The 22,351-nt window shown below is 53.7% G+C and carries 19 protein-coding genes and 1 tRNA gene; 9 read left to right on the forward strand and 11 right to left on the reverse strand.

Features of this window, described 5'->3' with window-relative positions; all coding sequences use genetic code 11:
• Window positions 1-68 precede the first annotated feature (68 nt).
• Window positions 69-995, forward strand: a complete 927-nt coding sequence (locus L6R44_RS06765) for a LysR family transcriptional regulator (RefSeq protein ID WP_237423649.1) — start codon at window positions 69-71, stop codon at window positions 993-995.
• Here the strand turns inward: L6R44_RS06765 and L6R44_RS06770 are convergent.
• The 7 genes from L6R44_RS06770 to L6R44_RS06800 all read right to left on the reverse strand — a co-directional run bounded on the left by L6R44_RS06770 (window position 990) and on the right by L6R44_RS06800 (window position 8,876).
• Entirely contained in the window at window positions 990-1,682 is a 693-nt protein-coding gene (locus tag L6R44_RS06770; protein WP_237423733.1) for an aspartate/glutamate racemase, read from the reverse strand. The two genes, L6R44_RS06765 and L6R44_RS06770, sit on opposite strands and share 6 nt — an antisense overlap.
• A gap of 90 nt (window positions 1,683-1,772) precedes the next feature.
• Complete coding sequence (wzz(fepE), locus tag L6R44_RS06775; RefSeq protein WP_032643214.1) at window positions 1,773-2,897, reverse strand: LPS O-antigen length regulator Wzz(fepE); 1,125 nt, start codon at window positions 2,895-2,897, stop codon at window positions 1,773-1,775.
• 215 nt (window positions 2,898-3,112) lie between these two features.
• Window positions 3,113-4,528, reverse strand: a complete 1,416-nt coding sequence (gene araE, locus L6R44_RS06780; RefSeq protein ID WP_237423650.1) for an arabinose-proton symporter AraE — start codon at window positions 4,526-4,528, stop codon at window positions 3,113-3,115.
• Window positions 4,529-4,840: 312 nt separating this feature from the next.
• On the reverse strand, window positions 4,841-5,602 hold the full coding sequence (gene kduD / locus L6R44_RS06785) for a 2-dehydro-3-deoxy-D-gluconate 5-dehydrogenase KduD (protein WP_032643219.1): 762 nt from the start codon (window positions 5,600-5,602) through the stop codon (window positions 4,841-4,843).
• Between the two features lie 63 nt (window positions 5,603-5,665).
• Window positions 5,666-6,502 (reverse strand): 5-dehydro-4-deoxy-D-glucuronate isomerase, encoded by an 837-nt coding sequence (kduI, locus tag L6R44_RS06790; protein ID WP_237423651.1) that lies wholly within the window; start codon window positions 6,500-6,502, stop codon window positions 5,666-5,668.
• Between the two features lie 235 nt (window positions 6,503-6,737).
• On the reverse strand, window positions 6,738-7,916 hold the full coding sequence (locus L6R44_RS06795; protein ID WP_032643222.1) for an acetyl-CoA C-acetyltransferase: 1,179 nt from the start codon (window positions 7,914-7,916) through the stop codon (window positions 6,738-6,740).
• A 93-nt stretch (window positions 7,917-8,009) separates the two neighbouring features.
• Window positions 8,010-8,876 carry a LysR family transcriptional regulator gene (locus tag L6R44_RS06800; RefSeq protein WP_237423652.1) on the reverse strand — a complete coding sequence of 289 codons (867 nt, stop codon included), beginning with the start codon at window positions 8,874-8,876 and terminating at the stop codon, window positions 8,010-8,012.
• Window positions 8,877-8,981: 105 nt separating this feature from the next.
• Between L6R44_RS06800 and L6R44_RS06805 the strand changes: the two genes are divergently transcribed.
• Both L6R44_RS06805 and L6R44_RS06810 read left to right on the forward strand, forming a co-directional pair.
• Entirely contained in the window at window positions 8,982-9,443 is a 462-nt protein-coding gene (locus tag L6R44_RS06805; RefSeq protein ID WP_213328699.1) for a multidrug/biocide efflux PACE transporter, read from the forward strand.
• Between the two features lie 119 nt (window positions 9,444-9,562).
• Window positions 9,563-10,792 (forward strand): amino acid permease, encoded by a 1,230-nt coding sequence (locus L6R44_RS06810; protein WP_237423653.1) that lies wholly within the window; start codon window positions 9,563-9,565, stop codon window positions 10,790-10,792.
• Between the two features lie 63 nt (window positions 10,793-10,855).
• Here the strand turns inward: L6R44_RS06810 and L6R44_RS06815 are convergent, their stop codons facing one another.
• Window positions 10,856-11,128, reverse strand: a complete 273-nt coding sequence (locus L6R44_RS06815; protein WP_032643228.1) for a GNAT family N-acetyltransferase — start codon at window positions 11,126-11,128, stop codon at window positions 10,856-10,858.
• Between the two features lie 10 nt (window positions 11,129-11,138).
• A complete protein-coding gene (gene yjdI, locus L6R44_RS06820; protein ID WP_008499689.1) occupies window positions 11,139-11,369 on the reverse strand; it encodes a 4Fe-4S mono-cluster protein YjdI in 231 nt (76 codons plus the stop codon).
• Window positions 11,370-11,547: 178 nt separating this feature from the next.
• On the opposite strand from yjdI, the gene L6R44_RS06825 reads away from it, so the two are divergent.
• The 6 genes from L6R44_RS06825 to L6R44_RS06850 all read left to right on the forward strand — a co-directional run bounded on the left by L6R44_RS06825 (window position 11,548) and on the right by L6R44_RS06850 (window position 20,873).
• Window positions 11,548-13,188, forward strand: a complete 1,641-nt coding sequence (locus L6R44_RS06825) for an ATP-binding protein (RefSeq protein ID WP_237423654.1) — start codon at window positions 11,548-11,550, stop codon at window positions 13,186-13,188.
• A complete protein-coding gene (locus tag L6R44_RS06830) occupies window positions 13,172-13,867 on the forward strand; it encodes a response regulator (RefSeq protein ID WP_237423655.1) in 696 nt (231 codons plus the stop codon). The genes L6R44_RS06825 and L6R44_RS06830 overlap by 17 nt, the downstream gene beginning before the upstream one ends.
• A 168-nt stretch (window positions 13,868-14,035) precedes the next feature.
• Window positions 14,036-15,124 carry an ABC transporter substrate-binding protein gene (locus tag L6R44_RS06835; RefSeq protein WP_237423656.1) on the forward strand — a complete coding sequence of 363 codons (1,089 nt, stop codon included), beginning with the start codon at window positions 14,036-14,038 and terminating at the stop codon, window positions 15,122-15,124.
• Between the two features lie 80 nt (window positions 15,125-15,204).
• Entirely contained in the window at window positions 15,205-16,974 is a 1,770-nt protein-coding gene (locus tag L6R44_RS06840; RefSeq protein WP_237423657.1) for an ABC transporter permease, read from the forward strand.
• A complete protein-coding gene (locus tag L6R44_RS06845) occupies window positions 16,967-18,037 on the forward strand; it encodes an ABC transporter ATP-binding protein (RefSeq protein ID WP_237423658.1) in 1,071 nt (356 codons plus the stop codon). The genes L6R44_RS06840 and L6R44_RS06845 overlap by 8 nt, the downstream gene beginning before the upstream one ends.
• A gap of 1,045 nt (window positions 18,038-19,082) precedes the next feature.
• Window positions 19,083-20,873 carry an LTA synthase family protein gene (locus L6R44_RS06850; protein WP_237423659.1) on the forward strand — a complete coding sequence of 597 codons (1,791 nt, stop codon included), beginning with the start codon at window positions 19,083-19,085 and terminating at the stop codon, window positions 20,871-20,873.
• 433 nt (window positions 20,874-21,306) lie between these two features.
• Here the strand turns inward: L6R44_RS06850 and L6R44_RS06855 are convergent.
• A tRNA-Gly gene (locus L6R44_RS06855) sits at window positions 21,307-21,380 on the reverse strand.
• 80 nt (window positions 21,381-21,460) lie between these two features.
• Window positions 21,461-22,204, reverse strand: coding sequence for an amidase activator ActS (actS, locus tag L6R44_RS06860; RefSeq protein ID WP_237423660.1), 744 nt, complete (start codon window positions 22,202-22,204; stop codon window positions 21,461-21,463).
• Window positions 22,205-22,351: the final 147 nt, after the last annotated feature.

Below are 22,351 nucleotides of genomic sequence, written 5' to 3' on the forward strand. Positions count from 1 at the left end.
AAAAAATATCGTTTTATCGCGAGTCTATGCAAAAATGATATGGACAGTTATCTGATTTCAGGTGCCCTATGCCCGCCGTCAATTTACGCCACATCGAGATTTTTCACGCCGTGATGACCACCGGTAATCTCACCGAAGCCGCACAGATGCTGCATACCTCGCAGCCGACCGTGAGCCGCGAGCTGGCGCGCTTCGAGAAAGTGCTGGAGCTGAAGCTGTTCGAGCGCACCCGGGGCAGGCTTCACCCGACGGTGCAGGGGTTACGCCTGTTCGAGGAGGTCCAGCGCTCCTGGTACGGGCTGGACAGAATCGTGAGTGCTGCGGAAAGCCTGCGCGAATTTCGTCAGGGCGAGCTGTCAATCGTCTGCCTGCCCGTCTTTTCGCAATCCTTTTTGCCGATGCTGCTGCAGCCCTTTCTGGCCCGCTACCCGGAGGTCAGTCTCACCATCGTGCCGCAGGAGTCTCCCCTGCTTGAAGAGTGGCTTTCGGCGCAGCGTCACGATTTAGGCCTGACTGAAACCCTCTCCACGCCAGCGGGAACGGCGCGTACGGAATTGATCTCATTAGATGAAGTGTGCGTTTTGCCCGCCGGGCATCGGCTTGCCGATAAGGCGGTGCTCGCGCCGGAGGATTTTCACGGGGAAAACTACATCAGCCTGTCGCAGACCGACAGTTACCGACAGCTGCTGGATACGCTGTTTGCCGAGCATCAGGTCAAACGGCGAATGGTGGTGGAAACGCACAGCGCGGCGTCGATTTGCGCGATGGTGCGGGCGGGCGTGGGCGTCGCGGTGGTTAACCCGCTCACGGCGCTGGACTATGCCGGAAGCAGGATCGTCATCCGCCGTTTTAGCGTATCCGTCCCGTTCACCGTGAGCCTGATCCGCCCCCTGCACCGCCCGGCTTCCGCACTGGTGGAGGCTTTTACAGAACACATGATTGAGCACGCACGTCAGGTGGCGCTTCGCTTGCCTGACCTGCAAAACGCATTATGACAGCATGAACGCCACGGCATCCTCTGCATGGATGGCGGTGGTATCAAATACCGGAATAGGGCTTTGCTCAGCCGGTACGAGCAGGCCAATCTCGGTACAGCCGAAGATAACCCCCTCGGCCCCCTGCTGCGCAAGCTTCTCGATGACGCTGACGTAGAAGGCGCGGGAAGATTCGCTGAAGGTCCCAAGGCAGAGCTCGTCAAAGATAATCTGATTAATGCGCGCCCGGTCTTCTTCATCAGGGATCGGGCTTTCGATCCCGAATTCGCTGTGCAAGCGTCCGCGATAAAAATCCTGTTCCATGGTGTAGCGCGTGCCCAGCAGCGCTACGCGGCGCATCCCGGATGCCGCAATTGCACGCCCGGTCGCGTCCGCAATATGCAGGAACGGCAGCGAGCAGCGGTCCTCGATATGCGACGCCACTTTGTGCATGGTGTTGGTACAAAGCACGATACCCTCGGCACCGGCACGCTCCAGTCCCAGCGCCGCCTGGGCCAGGATTTCCCCGGCTTTATCCCACTCGCCGCTCGACTGGCAGGCTTCGATTTCATGGAAATCAACGCTGTGCAGCAGCAGGCTTGCGGAGTGCAGACCGCCCAGACGCTGCTTTACCCCTTCGTTAATCAGGCGATAATACGGGATTGTCGATTCCCAGCTCATCCCCCCTAACAGGCCGATCGTTTTCATCATCCCTCCTTATCTTCGATCTCTTTTTGTAACACAACCGATGTACATAAAAAAAGGCGCTTTAATCAGCGCCTTTTTTAACTGCGGGGTTTATTCCGTCACCGGTTCGGGGAGCGGGTTACGGCTGAGCATCGCCTCGCGCAGCAAAACGCTGCCGCAGGCAAACAGCCCACCCAGGAGCGCCGCCAGAACAACAATCAGAGCCTTGCCCGGGCCATCCTTTTTCACCGGCATGGAAGGAGAGAGCTGATACATGAATGGCTCAAGCTTAACGTCTGCAAAGGAGAGCTTTTTCAGCTGCGCGAGGTGGTATTCCCGGTTCTGGAAATCCGCATTCAGCTCGGTCACGTCCCTGAGATTTTTTTCAATCTGCAGCTTTTGCGCGATGCCGTCAGCGCCGAGCGAAACGGAATAGTCCGGATCGTCTTTTACCGCCTGCCCGTTGCTGTAGACCGGCTTCTTAATGCCTGCGGCATTCGCTACTTCCAGGGAATAATTCAGACGCTGCAGGTTGGTATTGTGAATATTGGTCAAACGGACGCGATCCAGCTCCAGCTGCTGGGCAACGACGTTGGTTTTCAGGGCGATCTGGTTGCGGATATTCTGCACCGTCTCTTTTTCAACAATAGCTGCGATATAATCGATGTATCCCGACAGGACGGCTTGCGCATCGGCTGCCGTCGGCGCAGTAAAGCTTAACGTCCAGGAAACGTAAGGCGCTTTATCCGCGTCTTTTCCCTGAGCGTCATTTGCCGCTTTCATTCGGTCCGAGATGTTCACTATCGCCCGATGAAGATCAAGCGGATCCACCTCGGCCTCTTTAAGTTGCGCCATCACGTAAGGGGAGGATTTCAGGTACTCCTCGAGCAACGACTGCGACTGAAACTTTTTAATAAAGAGGTCAAAGACTTCCGGGCGGGTAATCTGCGCGTCTACGTCAAGCACCTGAAGTGCCACCAGCATCTGACGCAGGGGGTTCCACTGCGATTGCTCCGCCTGGGTGATCACCGCTTTACTGGTCCACTTCTGCGGCAGTAAAAATGAAATGGCGAGACCAACCAGTGCAAACGCGAAGGTAACCGCGACGATGCGTTTTTTCGCCGCGAGAAGAACCCCTAACAGGCCTAAAAGATCTATCTCTTTAGCGTGAATAGCCGGGGGGGCATAATGGGGGAAATCAAGATCGCTATTTTTTTTGATATCTATCTCAGACATATGAATTATTTTTAGGATGCCCTGCATCTTTGCTCAAACGTTAGCGGTGGTCCGATGATACAGCACCTTAAGAATTATCCTAAGTTCAATTCTTATGATTTAGCCCTCCCCTGCCAAAATTAGTAGACAATTTCACTGCGTAATTACTCTGGTTAAGCGCCACCCTTGCCCTTTCTGCATACTTTGTAAGCGCTTAACTTAAAGAGGTACTACGTTTACTCGCCGATGTTCCGCAGTTTCTCCCCGGCCATCAGCCTGCGCTCGATGTGTTCCAGCGTCACGCCTTTGGTTTCCGGGATCAGCCAGAAGGTCACGCCAATAAAGGCTACGTTCAGCACCGTATAGAGCCAGAAGGTTCCCGCCGCGCCAATCGCGTCCAGCAGCGTCAGGAAGGTCGCGCCGATAATCATGTTCGACACCCAGTTGGTGGTCGTGGAACAGGTGATGCCAAAATCCCGGCATTTGAGCGGCTGGATTTCGGAGCACAGGATCCACACCACGGGCGCGGCGCTCATCGCGTAGCCTGCAATACACATCATGGTCATGCCGACGGAAAGCCAGGAAAGGCCGCTGGAGGCCGTGCCGTTATCAAACTGCATCAGGCAGTAGCCGAGGATCAGCGTGCCGAGCGCCATCACGCTGAAGCCAATTTTCAGCGCCGGTTTACGCCCGGCTTTGTCCACGGTGAATACCGCAATAAAGGTGGCAAACATGAAGGTGAGGCCCACCAGCAGCGTGGCGATCATCTGCTGTTCGGTGGTGGTGAACCCGGCCATTTTGAAGATGCGCGGCGCGTAGTACATGATGATGTTCATGCCGGTGAACTGCTGCATCGCCTGCAGCAGCATGCCGAGGAAGACCGCGCGACGCACGTTGCGGTTGATCTTAAACAGCGCCCAGCCGCCCTGCTTCAGCTTCAGGCTTTCGCGGATCTCGTTCAGCTCTTCGCGCGCTTTTTCAGAGGTATCGCGCAGCATGCGCAGGACCTCTTCCGCCTCCACGTGGCGTCCCTTTTGCGCCAGCCAGCGCGGACTGTTTGGCAGGAAAACCACCAGCACGATCAGCACCAGCGCCGGTAAGGCCAGCACCCCCAGCATCGCGCGCCAGTTGCCGCTGTAGCTGAAATACGTGTCGGACAGGAACGCCAGCACGATGCCCAGCGTGACCATCAGCTGATACATGCTGATCATCCTGCCGCGCACGTTTTCGCTTGCCATTTCGGAGAGATAAAGCGGCGCCGTGTAGGAGGCAATCCCCACCGCTACCCCCAGCAGCACGCGGGAGAGCAGCAGCACTTCAACGTTAGCGGCAAACGCCGAGCCAATGGAGCCTGCGACAAACAGAATCGCCCCGACCATCAGGCTGTATTTGCGCCCCAGACGGAACGAAAGCCAGCCGTTGAACAGCGCGCCGATGGCCGCGCCAAGCATCATGCTGCTCACCACCCACTCCTGCAGGCGGCTGCTGAGGGTAAAGTGATCGGTAATAAACGGTAATGCCCCGGCAATGACGCCGATATCCAGTCCAAACAACAGGCCCGCCACGGCGGCGGCAATGGAGACAAACTGGTTCATGCGGCGAGTATCGCGCAGCGCAGCGGGCATCAGGGTAGAGTCATTGATAGATGTCATATTTTTCCTGCCTCAACAGCAAAATTCGTTAACTGAAATTACGAGAAAGCGCGGAAAAGTGTCAGGCGGGAAAAGGTGAAGATATGGATTATTTCGCTGCGGCATAGCGATCTGTGATGGACATTACAATTTCAACTCACGGTGAATAATCACAGATTTTTACTAATCACTTCATTTTTAAGCATTAAAAGTGTGATGACAGTCATTCATGATTTTTTAATATGGATTTTTCGTGTTTATCAATATGGACTTTGGCAAATTTTACGCAAAAAAAACCTCTGCTCAAAAGCAGAGGTATGAATCTGAAGCGGGTTAACGCGCCAGCCAGCCGCCATCAACCGCAATCGTGTAGCCGTTGATATAGTCTGATGCCGACGAGGCCAGAAATACCACCGGGCCCATCAGATCGCCCGGAAGGCCCCAGCGCCCGGCAGGAATGCGGTCGAGGATTTCCGCGCTACGCTGTTCGTCCGCGCGCAGCTGCTGGGTGTTGTTGGTCGCCATGTAGCCCGGCGCAATCGCATTCACATTGATATTATGCTTCGCCCATTCGTTTGCCAGCAGGCGGGTCACGCCCATCACGGCGCTTTTGGACGCGGTGTAAGACGGTACGCGGATGCCGCCCTGGAACGAGAGCATAGAGGCAATATTCACGATCTTGCCGCCTTTCCCCTGCGCAATAAAATGCTTCGCCGCCGCCTGGGACATAAAAAATACGCTCTTGATGTTCAAATCCATCACGTCGTCCCAGTCGCGCTCGCTGAAGCTGATCGCATCTTCGCGGCGAATCAGCCCGGCGTTATTGACCAGAATATCGATATGGCCGAATTCAGCCACCGCGCGATCCAGCAGTTCCGGAATGGCGTCGATTTTACGCAGATCGGCGTTCAGGCTGAGAAAGCGACGGCCCAGCGCGGTCACGCGTTCGATGGTTTCCGTGGGTTCAACAAGGTTAATCCCGACGATGTCACAGCCTGCTTCCGCCAGGCCTAACGCCATCCCCTGACCCAGCCCGGTGTCACACCCGGAAACCACAGCCACTTTCCCCTGCAGAGAGAATGCATCCAGAATCATGTTTATTCCTTACTCTTTCAGAGCCTGTCACTCACAGGCAGGTTTATGCTTCACTGCCCGCGACTAGCGCAGATCGCTGACCGTAACATGGTCCATGTCATCAAAGACCTGGTTTTCGCCCACCATACCCCAGATAAAGGTATAGGCTTTCGTCCCAACGCCGGAGTGAATGGACCAGCTTGGCGAAATGACCGCCTGCTCGTTGTGCATCACGATATGGCGCGTTTCCTGCGGCTGCCCCATCATGTGGAACACGCAGGCGTCCTCATCCATGTTGAAGTAGAAGTAAACTTCCATGCGTCGTTCGTGGGTATGGCACGGCATCGTGTTCCACAGGTTGCCTGGCGCCAGCTCGGTTAACCCCATGCTGAGCTGGCAGGTTTCCAGCACGTCCGGCACGAAGTATTTATTGATGGTGCGGCGGTTGCTGGTGAGGTTGTCGCCCAGCGTTACGGGCGCTGCGTCCTCAGGCGTCACTTTTTTTGTCGGGTATGCGGTATGCGCAGGGGCACAGTTGTAGTAAAACTTCGCGGGTTTAGCGCCGTCAATGCTGGCAAATACCACCTCTTTCGCCCCTTTACCGACGTACAGCGCATCGCGGTGACCAATCTCGTAGCACTGGCCGTCCACGGTGATGGTGCCCGGACCGCCGATATTAATCACACCCAGCTCGCGACGCTCCAGAAAATAGCTCACGCCCAGCTGTTTACCCACTTCTCCGCCCACGGAGACGGTTTTTGCCACCGGCATAATCCCGCCCACAATAATGCGGTCGATATGGCTGTAGACCATAGTGTACCTATCGGCCTCGAACACCTGCTCAACTAAAAACTCACTGCGCAGCCCCTGCGTATCCAGCGTTTTGGCGTGTGCGCTGTGAATGCTTTGTCTGACGTCCACGGTAACCTCCAGATGTGGTCATGCCCAAAAGAAGAAAATAAACGAAACAACGTTCCGTTTTCATGATGAACACATACTATCGGCATAAAATAGGCTTTTCAATTAAATTCAAAACAACGTTTCATTTTTTATTTTGTTTATATCGAAAATGACACCCGGATCACGGTTAAGAGGCATGGGAATGAGGGGAGGATAAAAAAAACCTCCCGCAGGAGGTTTCATTAATCAGGAAAGGTTAGCGTTCGATGGCCAGCGCCACCCCTTGCCCGCCGCCTATACAGAGCGTGGCAATCCCTTTGCGGGCATTGCGCTTTTTCATTTCGTGGACCAGCGAAACCAGGATCCGGCAGCCGGACGCCCCGATCGGGTGCCCCAGCGCGATCGCCCCGCCGTTGACGTTGACCCGCAGCGGATCCCACTCCAGCATTTTTCCGACGGAGATCGCCTGCGCGGCGTAGGCCTCATTCACTTCGATCAGATCCACATCCGAAAGCTGCCACCCCGCGCGTTCCAGACAGCGGCGAGTGGCGTAGACCGGCGCGATCCCCATTAATGCCGGATCAACCCCTACGCTGGCGAATGCCTTAATGCGCGCCAGCACGGGGAGATCGAGCTCAAGGGCTTTGCTTTCGCTCATCATCATCACGGCGGCAGCGCCGTCGTTAATGGAAGAGGCATTTCCCGCCGTCACCGATCCCTGCATTTCAAACGCAGGATTGAGCCTCGCCAGGCCTTCAGCGCTGGCGTCGGTGCGCGGCTGTTCATCGGTATCCACAACGACAGGCTCGCCGCTCTGGCGGTGGGTGCTGACCGGGACAATTTCGTCGCGAAAACGGCCGGAATCAATCGCCGCTCGCGCTTTTTGCTGCGAGCTTAGCGCATAGGCATCCTGCACCTCACGGCTGATGCCGTACTCGCGCGCCAGGTTTTCCGCGGTCACGCCCATATGATAGTCATTGAACGCATCCCACAGCCCGTCATGCACCAGGCTGTCGAGCAGCTGACTGTTGCCCAGCTGTGCGCCGGTACGGCTGTCGGTCAACACGTGCGGCGCGCGGCTCATATTCTCCTGCCCGCCCGCAATGATCACGTCCGCTTCACCACACTGAATGGCCTGCGTCGCGAGATGCAGCGCTTTTAATCCTGAACCACAGACGTCGTTAATGGTGATGGCGGAGACGGTATTGGGCAGCCCGCCCTTGAGCGCCGCCTGGCGCGCAGGGTTTTGCCCGGCACCGGCCGTGAGGACCTGTCCCAGGATCACCTCGTCAACTTCGTGAGCTGCGATCCCGCTACGCTCCACCAGCGCCTGCACCACCACGCTGCCCAGTTCAACCGCCGAGTGACGCGCAAGCGCTCCCTGAAAACAGCCGATAGCCGTACGCAACGCACCCACTATTACGACATCTTTCATCACGACCTCTGTGTTAAATGACATGACGATAGTAGAGGATTGTTACTGGTAATTATCTTAATTGTTTAAAAATAGTGAGTTTAATCACAAGGTTCAGCGTGCATCCTGCAGATACTGCCGCAGCCAGCTTCCGGCCACGCCGGGAGGGGTGCGTTTATTCCACAGCAGATCGATGCCGATCGCCCTGGGCCAGCCGGGAACGTTGAGCTGCACCAGCGATTTTGCGGCTGCGAACTCATCCACCAGCGCACAGGGCAATACGCACCAGCCGAATCCCTGCACCGCCATACTCAAGAGTAACAGGTAATTCGGCGCTGACCAGACGGGCCCGCGCGCAATCTCCGCCTCGCGCTCCAGATAGGTGCTCAACCGCAGCTCCCGCCAGCCGTGCAGTTCGTCACGCTGGACGTCATGCTGCCCGGCCAGCGGATGCGTGGTCGCGACGTAGATCGCCATACGGGTCTGCATCGGCAGCCGGGTGGCGCCGATATCCGTCGGATAACCGTCCCGCGCTTCGGTGAGGCCAATCTGCGCGCGCTCCTTTTGCAGCAGATCGATTACGTCCTCTTCCTCGCCAATCAGGCATTCGAATTCCGTATGGGGAAAGCGGGCGTCAAACTGTTTCATCATCTCTTCCAGCACGTCCGGGTTGAGGGTATCGGAAAGGACAAACGTCAGACGCGCCTCCGTTTTCGCCGTTAACGATACCGCCAGTTCATCCAGCCGCGTGCTGGCGGCCAGGATGGCCTGCACGTAGCCCAGCACCTGCTCCCCCTGGGCCGTTAACACCGGCTGGCGCGCCGAGCGGTCAAACAGTTCGAAACCGAGATCGGCTTCAAGATGGGCAATCGACGTGCTGATCGTCGACTGGCTTTTACGCAGCCGGCGTGCGGCGGCAGAAAAAGAGCCTGCCGCCACGGTCTCGACAAACGCGGTAAGGGCTTCGGGTGAATAGCGCATAACCTATCTACTTTAGCGATGGATACTATCTTTAATATATCAGCTTTAGCGATGAAAATAGGCCACATCAACGCCCATACCGGCGAATTAACGAGGTCTATGACTATGCAACACCAGGATGCACTCCAACGTAAACTGCCGGAGCGGATCTTTCATGCTGTCTGTTTTGAAGGGATCGCGACGGCGATCCTCGCCCCTACGGCGGCGTGGCTCATGCAGCGTTCCGTGGTGGAAATGGGTGGGTTGACCATTATTCTGGCGACCACCGCCATGCTGTGGAACATTATTTATAACTTCGGCTTCGACCGTTTCTGGCCCGTTCAGCGCGTCAAACGTACGGCAAAAGTGCGTGCGCTGCATGCGCTGGGTTTCGAATGCGGGTTTATTGTGATTGGCGTGTCGATTGTCGCCGCCGTGCTGGGGGTCACCCTGCTGCAGGCATTCACGCTGGAAATTGGCTTTTTCCTGTTCTTCCTGCCGTACACCATGTTCTATAACTGGGTGTACGATTGCCTTCGCGAAAAATTTCTTAAGCGTCGCCAGCAACGGCGCGCCCTGGCAGGCTAAATGCCTTCTGGCCGGACGCCCGTTCCGGCCAAACGCCGTCGAAGCAACTGCGCTCTCCGAGCTTATCTATGGTAAATTGCACGCCATTCCGTTGGTTTGATAGTTGATACGTTGCTCTAATGTCGAAAATTTGGTCAAAAGATGAGACTCTCTGGAGTTTCGCTCTCTATGGCACAGCCGTGGGCGCAGGAACGCTGTTCTTGCCCATTCAGCTGGGCTCCGCAGGCGCTATAGTCCTGTTTATTACCGCCCTCGTGGCCTACCCCTTAACCTACTGGCCGCACAAAGCGCTGGCGCAATTTATCCTGTCGTCAAAAACAAAAGGCAATGAAGGGATCACCGGCGCTGTCTCGCACTACTACGGCCGGAAGATTGGCAATCTGATCACTACCCTCTATTTCGTCGCCTTCTTCGTGGTGGTGCAGATTTATGCGGTGGCTATCACCAACTCGTTAACGGAACAGCTGGCGAAGCACCTGACGGTGGATACCGGCGTTCGCGTGCTGGTTAGCCTCGGGGTGGTGCTGGTCCTGAATCTGATCTTCCTGATGGGACGCCATATCACGATAAAGGTAATGGGCTTCCTGGTGTTTCCGCTGATTGCCTATTTTCTGTTTGTCTCGCTCTATCTGATCGGCAGCTGGCAACCAGCGCTGCTGACCAGCCAGATGGCCGTCGATAGCCATACGCTGCACCAGGTTTGGATTTCGATTCCGGTGATGGTGTTTGCCTTCAGCCATACCCCGATTATCTCAACCTTTGCCGTTGACCGTCGGGAGAAGTTTGCCGACGGCGCCATGGATAAATGCAAGAAGATCATGAAGGTGGCTTACCTGATCATCTGCCTGAGCGTGTTGTTCTTTGTCTTCAGCTGCCTGCTCTCTATTCCGCCGTCGTACATTGTGACGGCCAAAGAGCAAGGAGTGACGATCCTGTCCGCGCTGTCGATGATGCCCTCTTCTCCGGCGTGGCTGGGCATTTCCGGAATTATCGTGGCGATTGTTGCGATGTCGAAATCGTTCCTCGGCACCTATTTTGGGGTGATTGAAGGGGCGACGGAGATCGTGAAGTCGTCGCTCAATCAGGTGGGCGTGAAAAAGAGCCGCGCCTTTAACCGCGCGATTTCCATCATGGGGGTGTCGTTAATCACCTTTGCGGTCTGCTGCATTAACCCCAACGCCATTTCGATGATTTACGCCATCAGCGGCCCGCTTATCGCCATGATCCTGTTTATCATGCCGACGCTGTCGACGTATCTTATCCCCTCGCTGAAACAGTACCGCTCCATTGGCAACCTGCTGACGCTGATCGTCGGCGTGCTGTGCGTGTCGGTGATGTTTGTCGGCTAAGGTTCCTGCCAGACATTGTGCCGGGTGGCGCTGCGCTTACCCGGCAATGATTGCTCCAGTGAATCACGCCCGAATATCGTCATACTCCCGCGTTTTATCAAACTCATGCTTCGCGAACGGGCACAGCGGGATAATTTTGCGGTTCTCACCGCGCATCTTCTCCACCACTTTCGCCACCAGCCGTTTACCAACGCCCTGCCCTTTCAGGCTCTCATCTACATCGGTGTGCTCGATAATGCTCAGGTGCTCGCCGGTCGGGACAAAGACAATCTCCGCGACCTGATTTCCGCTTGCATCATTCACGTAAAACTTGTTGTGGCCTTCCAGAATATCCATGGTTCCTCGCTTATTTTTGGCGATACTTCAGCGCACCGCTCGGGCAGGTATCAATCACGCGGACAACCGTTTCAACGTCCACTTCATCGGGAATAATCCACGGTTTACGTTTCAGATTAAACAGCTTTGCGCTCCCACGCACGCAGTTACCGGAGTGTTTGCAAATCCCGGTATTGAAGTAAACGTCAATTTTCTCGCCGGTATAGGCCCGGTAACCCGCATCCAGTAGCTCTTTATCCATGACATTGCCTCCGTAATTATTATCGTGCTGAATGAAGCATAGCCTCACGGGATCCTGATGGCTATAACGCCGAAAACGAAAAGCCAGGTCACAACTCTTTTCTCGCCGGATTGCGTCCGCTATTTGACCATGTCAGGCTCCGCAAATCTTTCACGTTTACAGGGCTACCGCAGGTTGAATGAAACGCAGACTCTCTTTTCAGGTAAAGCTATTTTTAGCGCTGGTGTGCTTCTCCTGCCTGCTGTTAGTTCTGCTGGGAACCATCCTGTTTCATTTTATTGACCGACAGCTCCATCACGACCTCGGCCAGCGCGCCCGGGTGCAGGCCAGCCAGATCGCGCTGATGCCGGGCCTGGCGGAAAAGGTTGCGGCCAGAGATATCCCCGGCATCGCCCGGTTAATTCAGCCGCTGCGGGCTGAAAGCGATGCCAGCTACATTGTGATTGGCGATACCGAGGAGCAGCACCTTTATCATTCGGAATCCCCGGAACGCATTAATTTACCGATGATCGGCGGAGATAATGCCGAAGTCTTAAAGGGCAAAACCATTATTTCCGTACGCCAGGGCGGCATTGGCGTTTCACTGCGCAGCAAAGCGCCCATCTTCAACGCCCGGCATCAGGTGATTGGTATTGTCTCGGTCGGCTATCTGACCTCGTACATTGCCAATATTAATGCGCGCATTCTCTGGCAGTCCGGGCTTTACGGCGCGGGTCTTCTGCTGCTGCTGTTTATTTTCTCCTGGCTGTTTACCCGCAATCTCAAAAAACAGATGTTCCGGCTGGAGCCGAAAGATATCGCTCAGCTGGTTTTGCAGCAGCGCGCGCTATTAGAAGCCATGTACGAAGGGGTATTTGCCGTTAATCAGGAGAAGCAGCTGATTTTAATTAACCGCGCCGCACGCGAGATGCTGGATATTCGGCAAAGTGAGAAAGACCTTATTGGTAAACCGCTGGAAGATATCCTTCAGACATCGCCGGGCTTTTTCTCCCAGCGCTATGCCTCGGTGAGCGCGGGCCGCCATGACCAGATTGCGGTGCTCAACCAGCGCGAGGTGATCGTCAACCGCGTGGCGATTGAGGTTGAGCCCGGAGTTGAAAGCGGCTGGGTGTACAGCTTTCGCGACAAAAATGACATTAACACCCTCAGCAGCCAGCTCAGCCAGATCAAACGCTATGCGGACAACCTGCGCATTATGCGCCACGAACAGCTGAACTGGACCGCCACGCTGGTCGGGTTACTGCAGATGAAACACTATGACGAGGCGATCCGTTACATCCAGGTGCAGTCCGAAGGCGCGCAGCGGGTGCTGGACTTTGTCTCCGCGCGTTTTTCATCTCCCGCGCTGTGTGGGCTGCTGTTGGGAAAATACGTCAGCGCGCGCGAAAAAGGCATTGAGCTGCTGTTTGACCCCGCCTGCCAGCTCACCCGCATGCCTGCCGCGCTCTGCGAAACGGAGCTGATGTCGATTATCGGTAATCTGCTGGATAACGCCGTGGACGCGACTCTCAACGCCCCGGTCCACGCGCCGGTCGAGCTCTACATTTCCGATCGTAACCAGGAGCTGCTGATCGAGGTGGCCGACCGGGGCTGCGGGGTGGACGATGCCGTGAAGCCGCACATTTTCCGCCAGGGGTTCAGCAGCAAGCCGGAAAGCGAAAACGACATTGTGGGCACCGAGCACGGTATTGGCCTGTTTCTGGTGGCAGGATATATCGACAAGGCTGGCGGCAGTATAGAGATTGCCGACAACACGCCGCAGGGAACTATTTTTTCTGTGTTTATTCCGAATGGGCTAAAGCATGACCCGAGCACTTGATGTTGTGATCGTTGAGGATGAGCCGCACCTGGCGGAGCTGCATCGCGAGTATATCGAGCAGAATTTTCATTTACGCGTGGTGGGCATCGCCGCGTCGATTGAGCAGGCATGCAGCCTGATTCATCAGCATCAGCCGCGGCTTATCCTGCTGGACAACTATCTTCCGGACGGTAAAGGCGTGGAACTCATCGATAACCCGCTGCTGAAAAGCTATGAGTGCTCGGTGATCTTCATCACCGCCGCCAGCGATATGCAGACCTGCAGCCACGCCATGCGCAGCGGGGCGTTTGACTACCTCATCAAGCCCGTCTTTTTCCAGCGCCTGCACGCCTCGCTGGAGCGGTTTATGCGCTTCATCCACACCGTGCAGCAGGTGAAGGTGGTCGACCAGCATGCGCTGGATCGCCTGTTTAATCTGCCTGCCGCGGAAGCCTCCGTTACGCCCTCCACGAAGGGCATTGAGCCCCAGACGCTGGAACGGATTAAACGGCTGTTCGCCGATCGACCCGACAGCGCGATGTCGGTTGAAGAGGTGGTGGAAAACGTGGGGATCAGCAAAACCACGGGGCGCCGCTACCTTGAATACTGCGTGGAGAGCGGATTAGTCAGCGTCGAGATGCTGTATGGCAATATTGGTCATCCGCGCAGGCTTTACCGCAAAGCCGCCGATAAACCGTAATCCGAAACCGTTCACAGGCTAACGTTCGCGGATTTTATGGTGTTAATTGCTGAAACGACGGCGACAATCACACTTCGGAATCATCGCCCGCTTCACCCTATTGTGGGTGGAACCCGATAGGCTATGTTGACAATTAGTTCCTCAAATGTAACTAAAAGGTTAACTATAATGTCGAACACGTTCCGAATTTCTCTGCTTACCGCTACCGTACTGTTCTCTGCTTCTGCACTGTCTGCCCTGCCGCAGGGCTATCCTGCTGAGTATCAAAAAGTGGTTGATGCCGCCACCAAAGAGGGCAAGGTTGTTATTTACTCCACCACCGACATCAAAGCCGCCGGGCCGCTGATCCAGGGCTTCGAAAAAACCTACCCGGGCATCAAAGTTGAATACAACGATATGAACAGCACGGAGCTGTACAACCGTTTCATCAGCGAACAGGCCTCCGGCGGCGTGAGCGGCGACGTGGTATGGAGCTCCTCGATGGACACAGGGCTGAAGCTCGCCACCGACTACGCGATGGAGTACAAGTCCCCGGAACAGAGCCAGCTGCCGAAATGGGCGGTCTGGAAAGATAAGGCTTACGGCACCACCTATGAGCCGGTGGTCTTTATCTACAACAAGCGCCTGATCCCGGCCGGCGACGTGCCGGATTCTCACGCCGCGCTGGCGAAGCTAATTGCCAGCCAGACGGACAAATTTAAGAATAAAGTCACCACCTACGACATCGAAAAATCGGGTCTGGGCTTTATGCTCTCGGTGCAGGATCACAACGCCGATCCAAACTACTTTAAGACCCTGGCGGACGTCGCCAAAGGTGGCTTATCGGTGCAGTCGTCGACCGGCACCATGATGGAGCGCGTCTCCTCCGGTGAAAACCTGATCGGTTTTAATATCCTCGGATCCTACGCGGAAGCGCGCGCGAAGAACGATCCGTCGCTCGGCATTGCCTATCCGAAGGATTACACCCTGGTGCTGTCGCGCGTGTCGTTCATCAGCCAGCAGGCGCAAAACGGCAACGCCGCGAAGCTGTGGCTGGACTACGTGCTGTCGGAAAAAGGGCAAAGCATTCTGGCCAACCAGGCGGATATTCCCTCCATTCGTAACGATATCGAAGGGAAAAATGATATCGACGGCCTGACCAAAATCCTCAGCAACGCGCTGAAGCCGATCCCGGTTGATGAAACGCTGCTGGAATATCTGCAGCCGAAAAAACGCCTGGAGTACATCAAAGAGTGGCGTACCGCCGCCGGTAAATAAGCTTCTCGGCGCGGCGCGAGCCGCCGCGCTCCCTTATCGACTGAGTTCGTTTTTCTGGGCTGCAACACCAGGGATACCCCATGAATACATTACGCAGAAAGTGGCAAAGCCTGCCGCGAGGCATCGTCGTGCTGATAACCGCCCTGGTTATCTACACGCCGCTGTCGTTTATCGTGATACAGAGCTTCCTGTCCGCCCCGTTCTTTTCGCCGTCAAAAGAGTGGAGCTTTGAATCATTTGATTTTATTTTCACCGACCCTGATTTTTATAATGCCCTGAAAAGCGGCTTTATTCTGGCATTTGGGCTGGTCTTTATCTCCATTCCGCTGGGCGGCGTGCTGGCGTTTCTGATGGTGCGTACCGACCTGCCCGGCCGCCGGCTGATTGAGCCGCTGATCCTGGTCCCGATTTTCGTTTCACCAATGGTGCTGGGCTTCGGCTACGTGGTGGCCGCCGGTCCGGTGGGCTTTCTCTCCCAGTGGGCTCAGGCGCTGATTGGCTTTGTGCCGTGGAATATCTACGACATGTCGAGCATTGTGGTCATTGCCGGCCTGACGCACGTCCCGCACGCCTATCTGTATATCTCGTCAGCGCTGCGCAGCGTGGGCTCCGACGTGGAAGAGGCCGCGCGCACCGCGGGCGCGTCGCCCTGGCAGGTGATGACCTCCGTCAGCCTGCCGATGGTGCGTCCTTCTATTCTGTACGCGACCGTGCTGCTGTTCTTCCTCGGGCTAGAGGTCTTCGGCCTGATGCTGGTCCTCGGCGACCCGGAAGGCAACATGGTGCTGGCGACCTATCTTTATAAGCTGACGAACAAGATGGGTACCCCATCCTATAACCTGATGGCGGCGGTTGCCGTGGTGCTGATCTGCATCACCATCCCGCTGGTGATGCTCCAGCGTCGCCTGATGCGCACCGCCAACCGCTTCGTCACCATGAAGGGCAAGGCCTCGCAGGCCCGCGCGCTGCCGCTGGGTAAATGGCGCTGGGTGGCTGGCGGAGTGATTGCCTTCTGGCTCACCGTCACCATCGGCGTTCCGCTGCTTGGCGTGGTATTGCGCGCGTTTATCTCCAACTGGGGCGTGGGCGTTTCGCTGTGGGACGAGCTTTCCCTGAACACCTTCCGCACCATCTGGGCGCAGCCCAACCTGCTGCGCGCCATCGTCAACTCCATGGCGATTGGCGTCATTGGCGGCGCGCTGGCCGTGGTGTGCTACCTGTTTGTCGGGATTGCCATGCACCGCAAGCCGGATAACACCACGCGTTTCCTCGACTACAGCGTGCTGGTACCGCGCGCCGTGCCGGGCCTGCTGGCAGGTCTGGCGTTCCTGTGGGTGTTCCTGTTTCTGCCGATGTGGCTGGATAACTCGCTGAAATCCGGCTGGCTTTCCGGGTTCGCCTGGACCGACTGGATGCGTGAAAACGTCATCGTCTGGCTGCGTTCTCTGCGCAGCACCATTTTCAGCGTCTGGCTGGCCTATACCGTGGTGTGGATGGCCTACGGGCTGCGGCTTATCTCTTCCACGCTGCTGCAGGTAGGACCGGAGCTTGAAGAGGCGGCGCGCAGCACCGGGGCGACGCGCGGGCAGATCACCCGCCACGTCACCATACCGCTCTCCCGCTACGGTCTGATTGGCTCGTGGCTGCTGATGTTCCTGATCTTTGAACGCGAATACTCAACGGGTGTGTACCTGCTTTCACCCGGCACGGAGACCATCGGCTCGATGCTGGTTTCCCTCTGGGCAGCGGGTGCCATCGATATCGTGGCGGCGCTCTCTTTCATTAATATCCTGCTGGTCGTGGTAGGTCTAGGCATTGCCCTTCGTTTCGGAGTGAAAATACATGATTGAATTAGCGGTTGACGATCTGCACTTAACCTACGGCGACAATCCTGTTTTAAAAGGTGTCTCCATGAACCTGAAGCGCGGCGAAGTGGTCTCCCTGTTAGGCCCTTCCGGCAGCGGCAAAACCACCCTGCTCCGCGCCGTTGCGGGTCTGGAAAAACCGACGCAGGGGTCGATTGTCATTGGCAACAATAAAGTTTACGACGGCACGCCGCGCAGCGAGGTCCCGGCGGAAGAGCGTAACCTGGGGCTGGTGTTCCAGTCCTACGCCCTGTGGCCGCACAAAACCGTGTTTGAGAACGTGGCCTATCCGCTCAAGCTGCGCAAAGTGCCGGCGAAAGAGATCCAGCAGCGCGTGCAGGACGTGCTGGACCAGCTTGGCCTGGGCCATCTTGGTAAACGTCACCCGCACCAGCTCTCCGGTGGGCAGCAGCAGCGCGTGGCGATTGGCCGCGCGCTGGTGTACAACCCGCCGGTGATTTTGCTGGACGAGCCGCTCTCTAACCTCGACGCCAAGCTGCGCGAAGAGGCCCGCGTGTTCCTGCGCGAGCTGATTATCAAGCTCGGGCTATCCGCGCTGATGGTGACGCACGACCAGAACGAAGCGATGTCGATTTCCGACCGCATCCTGTTGCTGAACAACGGCAAGATCGAGCAACAGGGCACGCCGCAGGAGATGTACGGCTCGCCTAAAACGCTCTTTACCGCCGAGTTTATGGGCAGCAACAACCGCCTGCACGGCAAGGTCACCGAAGTGCGCGACGGCAGAGCGCGCATCGAAGGCAAAGGCTGGGTGCTGTGGGGTCAGGCGGGTGAAGGGGTTCAGAGCGGTGATGACGCCACGGCGGTGATCCGCGTCGAGCGCGTGGCGGTGGTCGAGGGGCCAGGGGAAAATCAGCTTGAGCTGCCGCTGCTCACCAGCATGTACCTCGGCGACCGCTGGGAGTACCTGTTCCGCACGGTGGGGGATGATTTTGTCATCCGCGCGTATGGGCATGAGGTGCGGGATCCGCAGCACTGCCATCTTTCGCTGCCGGAGAAGCATGTTTGGGTGTTCCCAAAAGGGTGAGTGTGTGAGGAAAAGGCTGCGGGATGCGGCCTTTGTAAGTGTAGAAGCTCAATCCGAATGACCGCTTTCTGGCTTAATTATAAGTTCGCATGCTGTTTTGGTGGTTAACTTTCTTGCGACTGACGCAACAGGATGATTGACATCATGCTTCGATACGAATTAACTCCCCACCACGCTGGCTTTTTATTGCTAACGCGACTAATACCGGCCTCATCGTCTTAGAGTACAATGATTTGCCATCCTTATCGATATAAAGACGTGTTGATCCGAAGTAAGAAAACGTAGACTTAGATTTAAGGAAAAAAAGCATTACAAGGACGATCATAACCGTGGGAGACTTCCTTGCAGTTCGTTGATTACAAAGGATCCTTAACTCAGCCCGGACTATGATATGCCGAACAATTTCTTTGCCGTGAGACAGCCTATGGAGTTATTCAATCTTTTCACGTGCCAGAGGGTGCGAAATCAGCGTAACGCGTTTTTATCAGCGCAATAGTCCGGTAAGACAGTAAGGGAAAAAATAGCAGTTCCCGCTCATGCCACATCGAAGGCTGGGCATGCTGAACGGACCACGTTGATGATATCTTACCTTAAGACGGCGATAAGGTCTGACGTTACTGCCGATGCGCAAAGCGTTGTCATACGTTACCGAGTAAATCCAGTGTAATCTTGACCTGCTCGATCTCTTTTAGAGTAAATACTTCTGAGTTTTCTAAGCTCATGATATTTATCCCTCTGGTTTAAACGGTTTCGTGAGCCCTCCTATAACGCGGACATGACTATCGAGCACTCCCCGTGATGAGCGTACGTAATCTTACTAATTTCGAATATTACGATTTTGGGGTCAGCACCATAACTCTATAAAAGAGGCTAACTCGGTAAGTAACCTTTCGCTGTTTAGCGCAAAGATCGCTCTATGATGAACATGTCATCGAATGTCATCTACTACTGCTTAGTGTAGGCATTACTTACCTATTGAGATAGCCTTTTACAGTCATTATAATTACATGATATACTCTGAATTATTAATTTTAAGGTTCAAAAAATGAACTTATTCCTAAAGACTAAGCCACTAATCTCAGTTAGTTATTCCAAAAAAATAAAATCCTCACTATTGGACTTCATTTTCATATTTCTTTTTTTTACGTTCGCTATCACAGGCATTAGAAATTCGGCACCCCTGCCCAATCATTTATATTCAATAATACACTATTTATGGCTTGCCAGCCCTTTACCATTAGCCTATATTTTACTTCGTTTAATTAAAATACCATCATTGATTTCGGCCTACGCTGTCTTTTTGGCATTTAAATTATTAGAGTATATAAACAGTATCAAATTATCACTTACAGGTGAGGTACTATCCTGGAATGATTTATCTTCTCATTCCAATCTATCTATTGCAAAGCACTATTTTACACCATGGCTGGCATTTTATATTTTCCTCGCAATATCATTTCTTGTGTTTTTAGTTATCATCAGCAGAGCATTTTACACAACAAAGACAAATAAATCATTACTCGCCATCTCATTTATAATAACATTACCATTCTCATTTTACTCTCATTTCAGCGCACTCTTTGGAGAAGACAGTTTTCTTTCCAGGAAAATGATATTATTAGCAAAAGAAATGAACGTAACTTATAGATCATGGAACTGGCCTGTAAATCTTCAGGAAAATGGCATGGCCATGCACATTGTCATGACCAGTTCACGCAAATCCACACCTTTGGCTGACAAAAATAATAAAGAGAATTATAATACTGAAAAGGAAGCCGGCAGGAAGACAATACCAAAACATAAAACTATTATTTATATACTCTGTGAGTCATGCTGGTATGACAATGCTAATTTCAAAGAAATTATTACCCCAATATTGAATGAAGGCTTTGTTACTTTTCGTGCGACTTCTCCAGTTTATGGCGGAGGCACCGCGAATGTTGAATTTGAAATGCTAACCGGGCTGCCAAGCAATTCGAGAGTTTTATCTGGGACAATTTATCAAGAATATGCTTCGCAACTCAGATCGAACTCAGATAATATTGCAAGTGCTTTAAAAGAAAAAAGTTTCACCACTTATGCAGCACATAATTATCTAAAAGAATTTTGGCATAGAGATATTGTTTATAAAAAATTTGGCATTGAACAATTTGATGGCCTTTATGAAATGTCTCATATAAATCTACCAGAAGAAATTGCCGCAACCAAAAAGAAATGGCAATGGCAAGCCGATGACTATCTTCTTTATAAGTCAGCAATTGAACATCTTAAAAAGGCTGACGGCAAAAATATTTTTATGAATTTAATCACTATGTCTACACATGGCCCATACCCTAGAGAGAATGACTCAGGAGAGTATGTATATACGTATGAATTAAAACAAGCGGTCGATCGCTTCGTTAATTTTTACAAAGAAGTACGAGAGATAGATCCTAATGCCGTTGTTGTTATTTATGGAGACCATAAACCTGCTTTAAATAAATTTTTCATGGACAGGAATGTTTTACCTGCTAATCTTTTCAGTAAGATAGGCGACAAAGATGACGACTTTGTATTCAAATGGGATATAAACCCAACCGATTATGGAGATGTCCCTGTGTTTGTTGCTGCAGGTAACGATACCAATTTAAATAAAGTCGCCCTAGAAGCGAATAATCAACCGTATTTTTGCGTATCATCTATTATAGATAAGTATTTAATTAATTCCGGGCTACCAAGCTTCAGATACAACATTAAAAATGAATGTTCTAACACAAAACAATCGTATACAGATAAAATCAATGAACTACCGTCATGGGTATATTCTTTGGCGTTATTTGAAGATAATGAAAAATGATACTTAAAGCTTAAATAAAAAATCATTACCTGAAAAAATATATTTAAGAAGGAATTATCAGAATTTCGTAACTGATAATTCCTTAAGACTTAATATATGACTGATAGTAAGTTTCAGTTCAGAACCACCGGGATAAATTCTTCTGACTTTTGTATTCCGGTCTTTGCAGGAATGCAGCGAAGCAGATGTTTTCGAGCGGTGCAAGTAGGATAGATTGTTAGCCGCATTGACTGGTAAAGGTTGTCGATGATTGACTGCAAGACCAGATCACCGCCACCTGACACAGAAACAGGCAGCAACCCACAAACTGGTGAAACAATGCTAATGCGTATCCCCTCATCCCTGGCCCAACAATAGCTAACATTGTTGCACTGAAAGATCCTTATAGAATTCTTTTCTTATTCAGTTAGTTAAGATGTTTTAAGAAGTGTTCTGGAGCGGGCGAAGGGAATCGAACCCTCGTATAGAGCTTGGGAAGCTCTCGTTCTACCATTGAACTACGCCCGCTTTGAGGTGCGTAAGGCATTATAGACCTTACACACCTTCATACAAGCCTATTCTCAACTAACCGGCGATAAAATAATCACTTAGCACTTCGGCTTACTGCCGGGCGCAGGAAGATAACGCTGCGGGTCGATGGCCGTCGCCTTGTAGCGAATCTGGAAATGCAGCTTCACTGAATCCGTACCGGTGCTGCCCATGGTGGCAATCTTCTGCCCGGCTTTGACGTTCTGCCCGTTGTTGACCAGCATCGTGTCGTTGTGCGCATAGGCCGTGATGTAGTCTTCGCCATGCTTAATCATGATCAGGTTACCGTAGCCGCGCAGCTGGTTACCGACGTAAACCACCTTCCCGGCCCCGGAGGCATAAACCGGCGTCCCGCGCGCAGCAGCGATATCAATCCCCTTGTTGCCACCTTCAGAGAGTGAATAAGGGGCGACCACTTTACCACTGGCAGGCCAAATCCAGCAGCGCTGTCCAACCGGCGGCCATGACGATTGCGGTACCTGGTACGACGGCGTCACTTTGGCGGTTTTGCCTTTCGAAGAGGATTTTTTACCCGAGGACGCTCCGCCGCTCACCTTCAGCTGCTGGCCCACCTCGATGGTGTAGGGTGGAGAGAGATTATTCAGCCGCGCCAGATCCTTCACGCTGGTCCCCGTTGCGCGCGAAATCCGGTACAGGGTGTCCCCGCGTTTGACGGTGTAGACCGAACCGGAATAGTTTCCCGTATCCGTCGATTTGCTCCCTGAACAGCCCGCCAGGAATAGCGTCAACGTCAGAAAAAAAACAGCGGTAAGGGGTTTTCTCGTCAGGCTTCCTGCAAACAAAACAGATCCTCGGTCAGCGTGAATGGCGCACTATGATAGCAGCCAAAATGAATATGGGTCATGCCCTTTTCCGCTCTACGAGCCAAACCGTTCGTATAAGAATGCAGTATAATACTTCGGCTGATGGTGCTGAACCACTCGGCGTTT

The sequence above is a fragment of the Enterobacter cloacae complex sp. ECC445 genome, assembly GCF_021892025.1.
Lineage (GTDB): Bacteria > Pseudomonadota > Gammaproteobacteria > Enterobacterales > Enterobacteriaceae > Enterobacter > Enterobacter chengduensis.

Excerpts from the sequence above, each read along its gene's own strand:
- L6R44_RS06765 (WP_237423649.1), top strand. The coding sequence starts at position 69 with ATGCCCGCCGTCAATTTACGCCACATCGAGATTTTTCACGCCGTGATG.
- L6R44_RS06770 (WP_237423733.1), bottom strand. The coding sequence starts at position 1,682 with ATGAAAACGATCGGCCTGTTAGGGGGGATGAGCTGGGAATCGACAATC.
- araE (WP_237423650.1), bottom strand. The coding sequence starts at position 4,528 with ATGACATCTATCAATGACTCTACCCTGATGCCCGCTGCGCTGCGCGAT.
- kduD (WP_032643219.1), bottom strand. The coding sequence starts at position 5,602 with ATGATTCTGGATGCATTCTCTCTGCAGGGGAAAGTGGCTGTGGTTTCC.
- L6R44_RS06795 (WP_032643222.1), bottom strand. The coding sequence starts at position 7,916 with ATGAAAGATGTCGTAATAGTGGGTGCGTTGCGTACGGCTATCGGCTGT.
- L6R44_RS06800 (WP_237423652.1), bottom strand. The coding sequence starts at position 8,876 with ATGCGCTATTCACCCGAAGCCCTTACCGCGTTTGTCGAGACCGTGGCG.
- L6R44_RS06805 (WP_213328699.1), top strand. The coding sequence starts at position 8,982 with ATGCAACACCAGGATGCACTCCAACGTAAACTGCCGGAGCGGATCTTT.
- L6R44_RS06810 (WP_237423653.1), top strand. The coding sequence starts at position 9,563 with ATGTCGAAAATTTGGTCAAAAGATGAGACTCTCTGGAGTTTCGCTCTC.
- L6R44_RS06815 (WP_032643228.1), bottom strand. The coding sequence starts at position 11,128 with ATGGATATTCTGGAAGGCCACAACAAGTTTTACGTGAATGATGCAAGC.
- yjdI (WP_008499689.1), bottom strand. The coding sequence starts at position 11,369 with ATGGATAAAGAGCTACTGGATGCGGGTTACCGGGCCTATACCGGCGAG.
- L6R44_RS06825 (WP_237423654.1), top strand. The coding sequence starts at position 11,548 with ATGAAACGCAGACTCTCTTTTCAGGTAAAGCTATTTTTAGCGCTGGTG.
- L6R44_RS06830 (WP_237423655.1), top strand. The coding sequence starts at position 13,172 with ATGACCCGAGCACTTGATGTTGTGATCGTTGAGGATGAGCCGCACCTG.
- L6R44_RS06835 (WP_237423656.1), top strand. The coding sequence starts at position 14,036 with ATGTCGAACACGTTCCGAATTTCTCTGCTTACCGCTACCGTACTGTTC.
- L6R44_RS06840 (WP_237423657.1), top strand. The coding sequence starts at position 15,205 with ATGAATACATTACGCAGAAAGTGGCAAAGCCTGCCGCGAGGCATCGTC.
- L6R44_RS06845 (WP_237423658.1), top strand. The coding sequence starts at position 16,967 with ATGATTGAATTAGCGGTTGACGATCTGCACTTAACCTACGGCGACAAT.
- L6R44_RS06850 (WP_237423659.1), top strand. The coding sequence starts at position 19,083 with ATGAACTTATTCCTAAAGACTAAGCCACTAATCTCAGTTAGTTATTCC.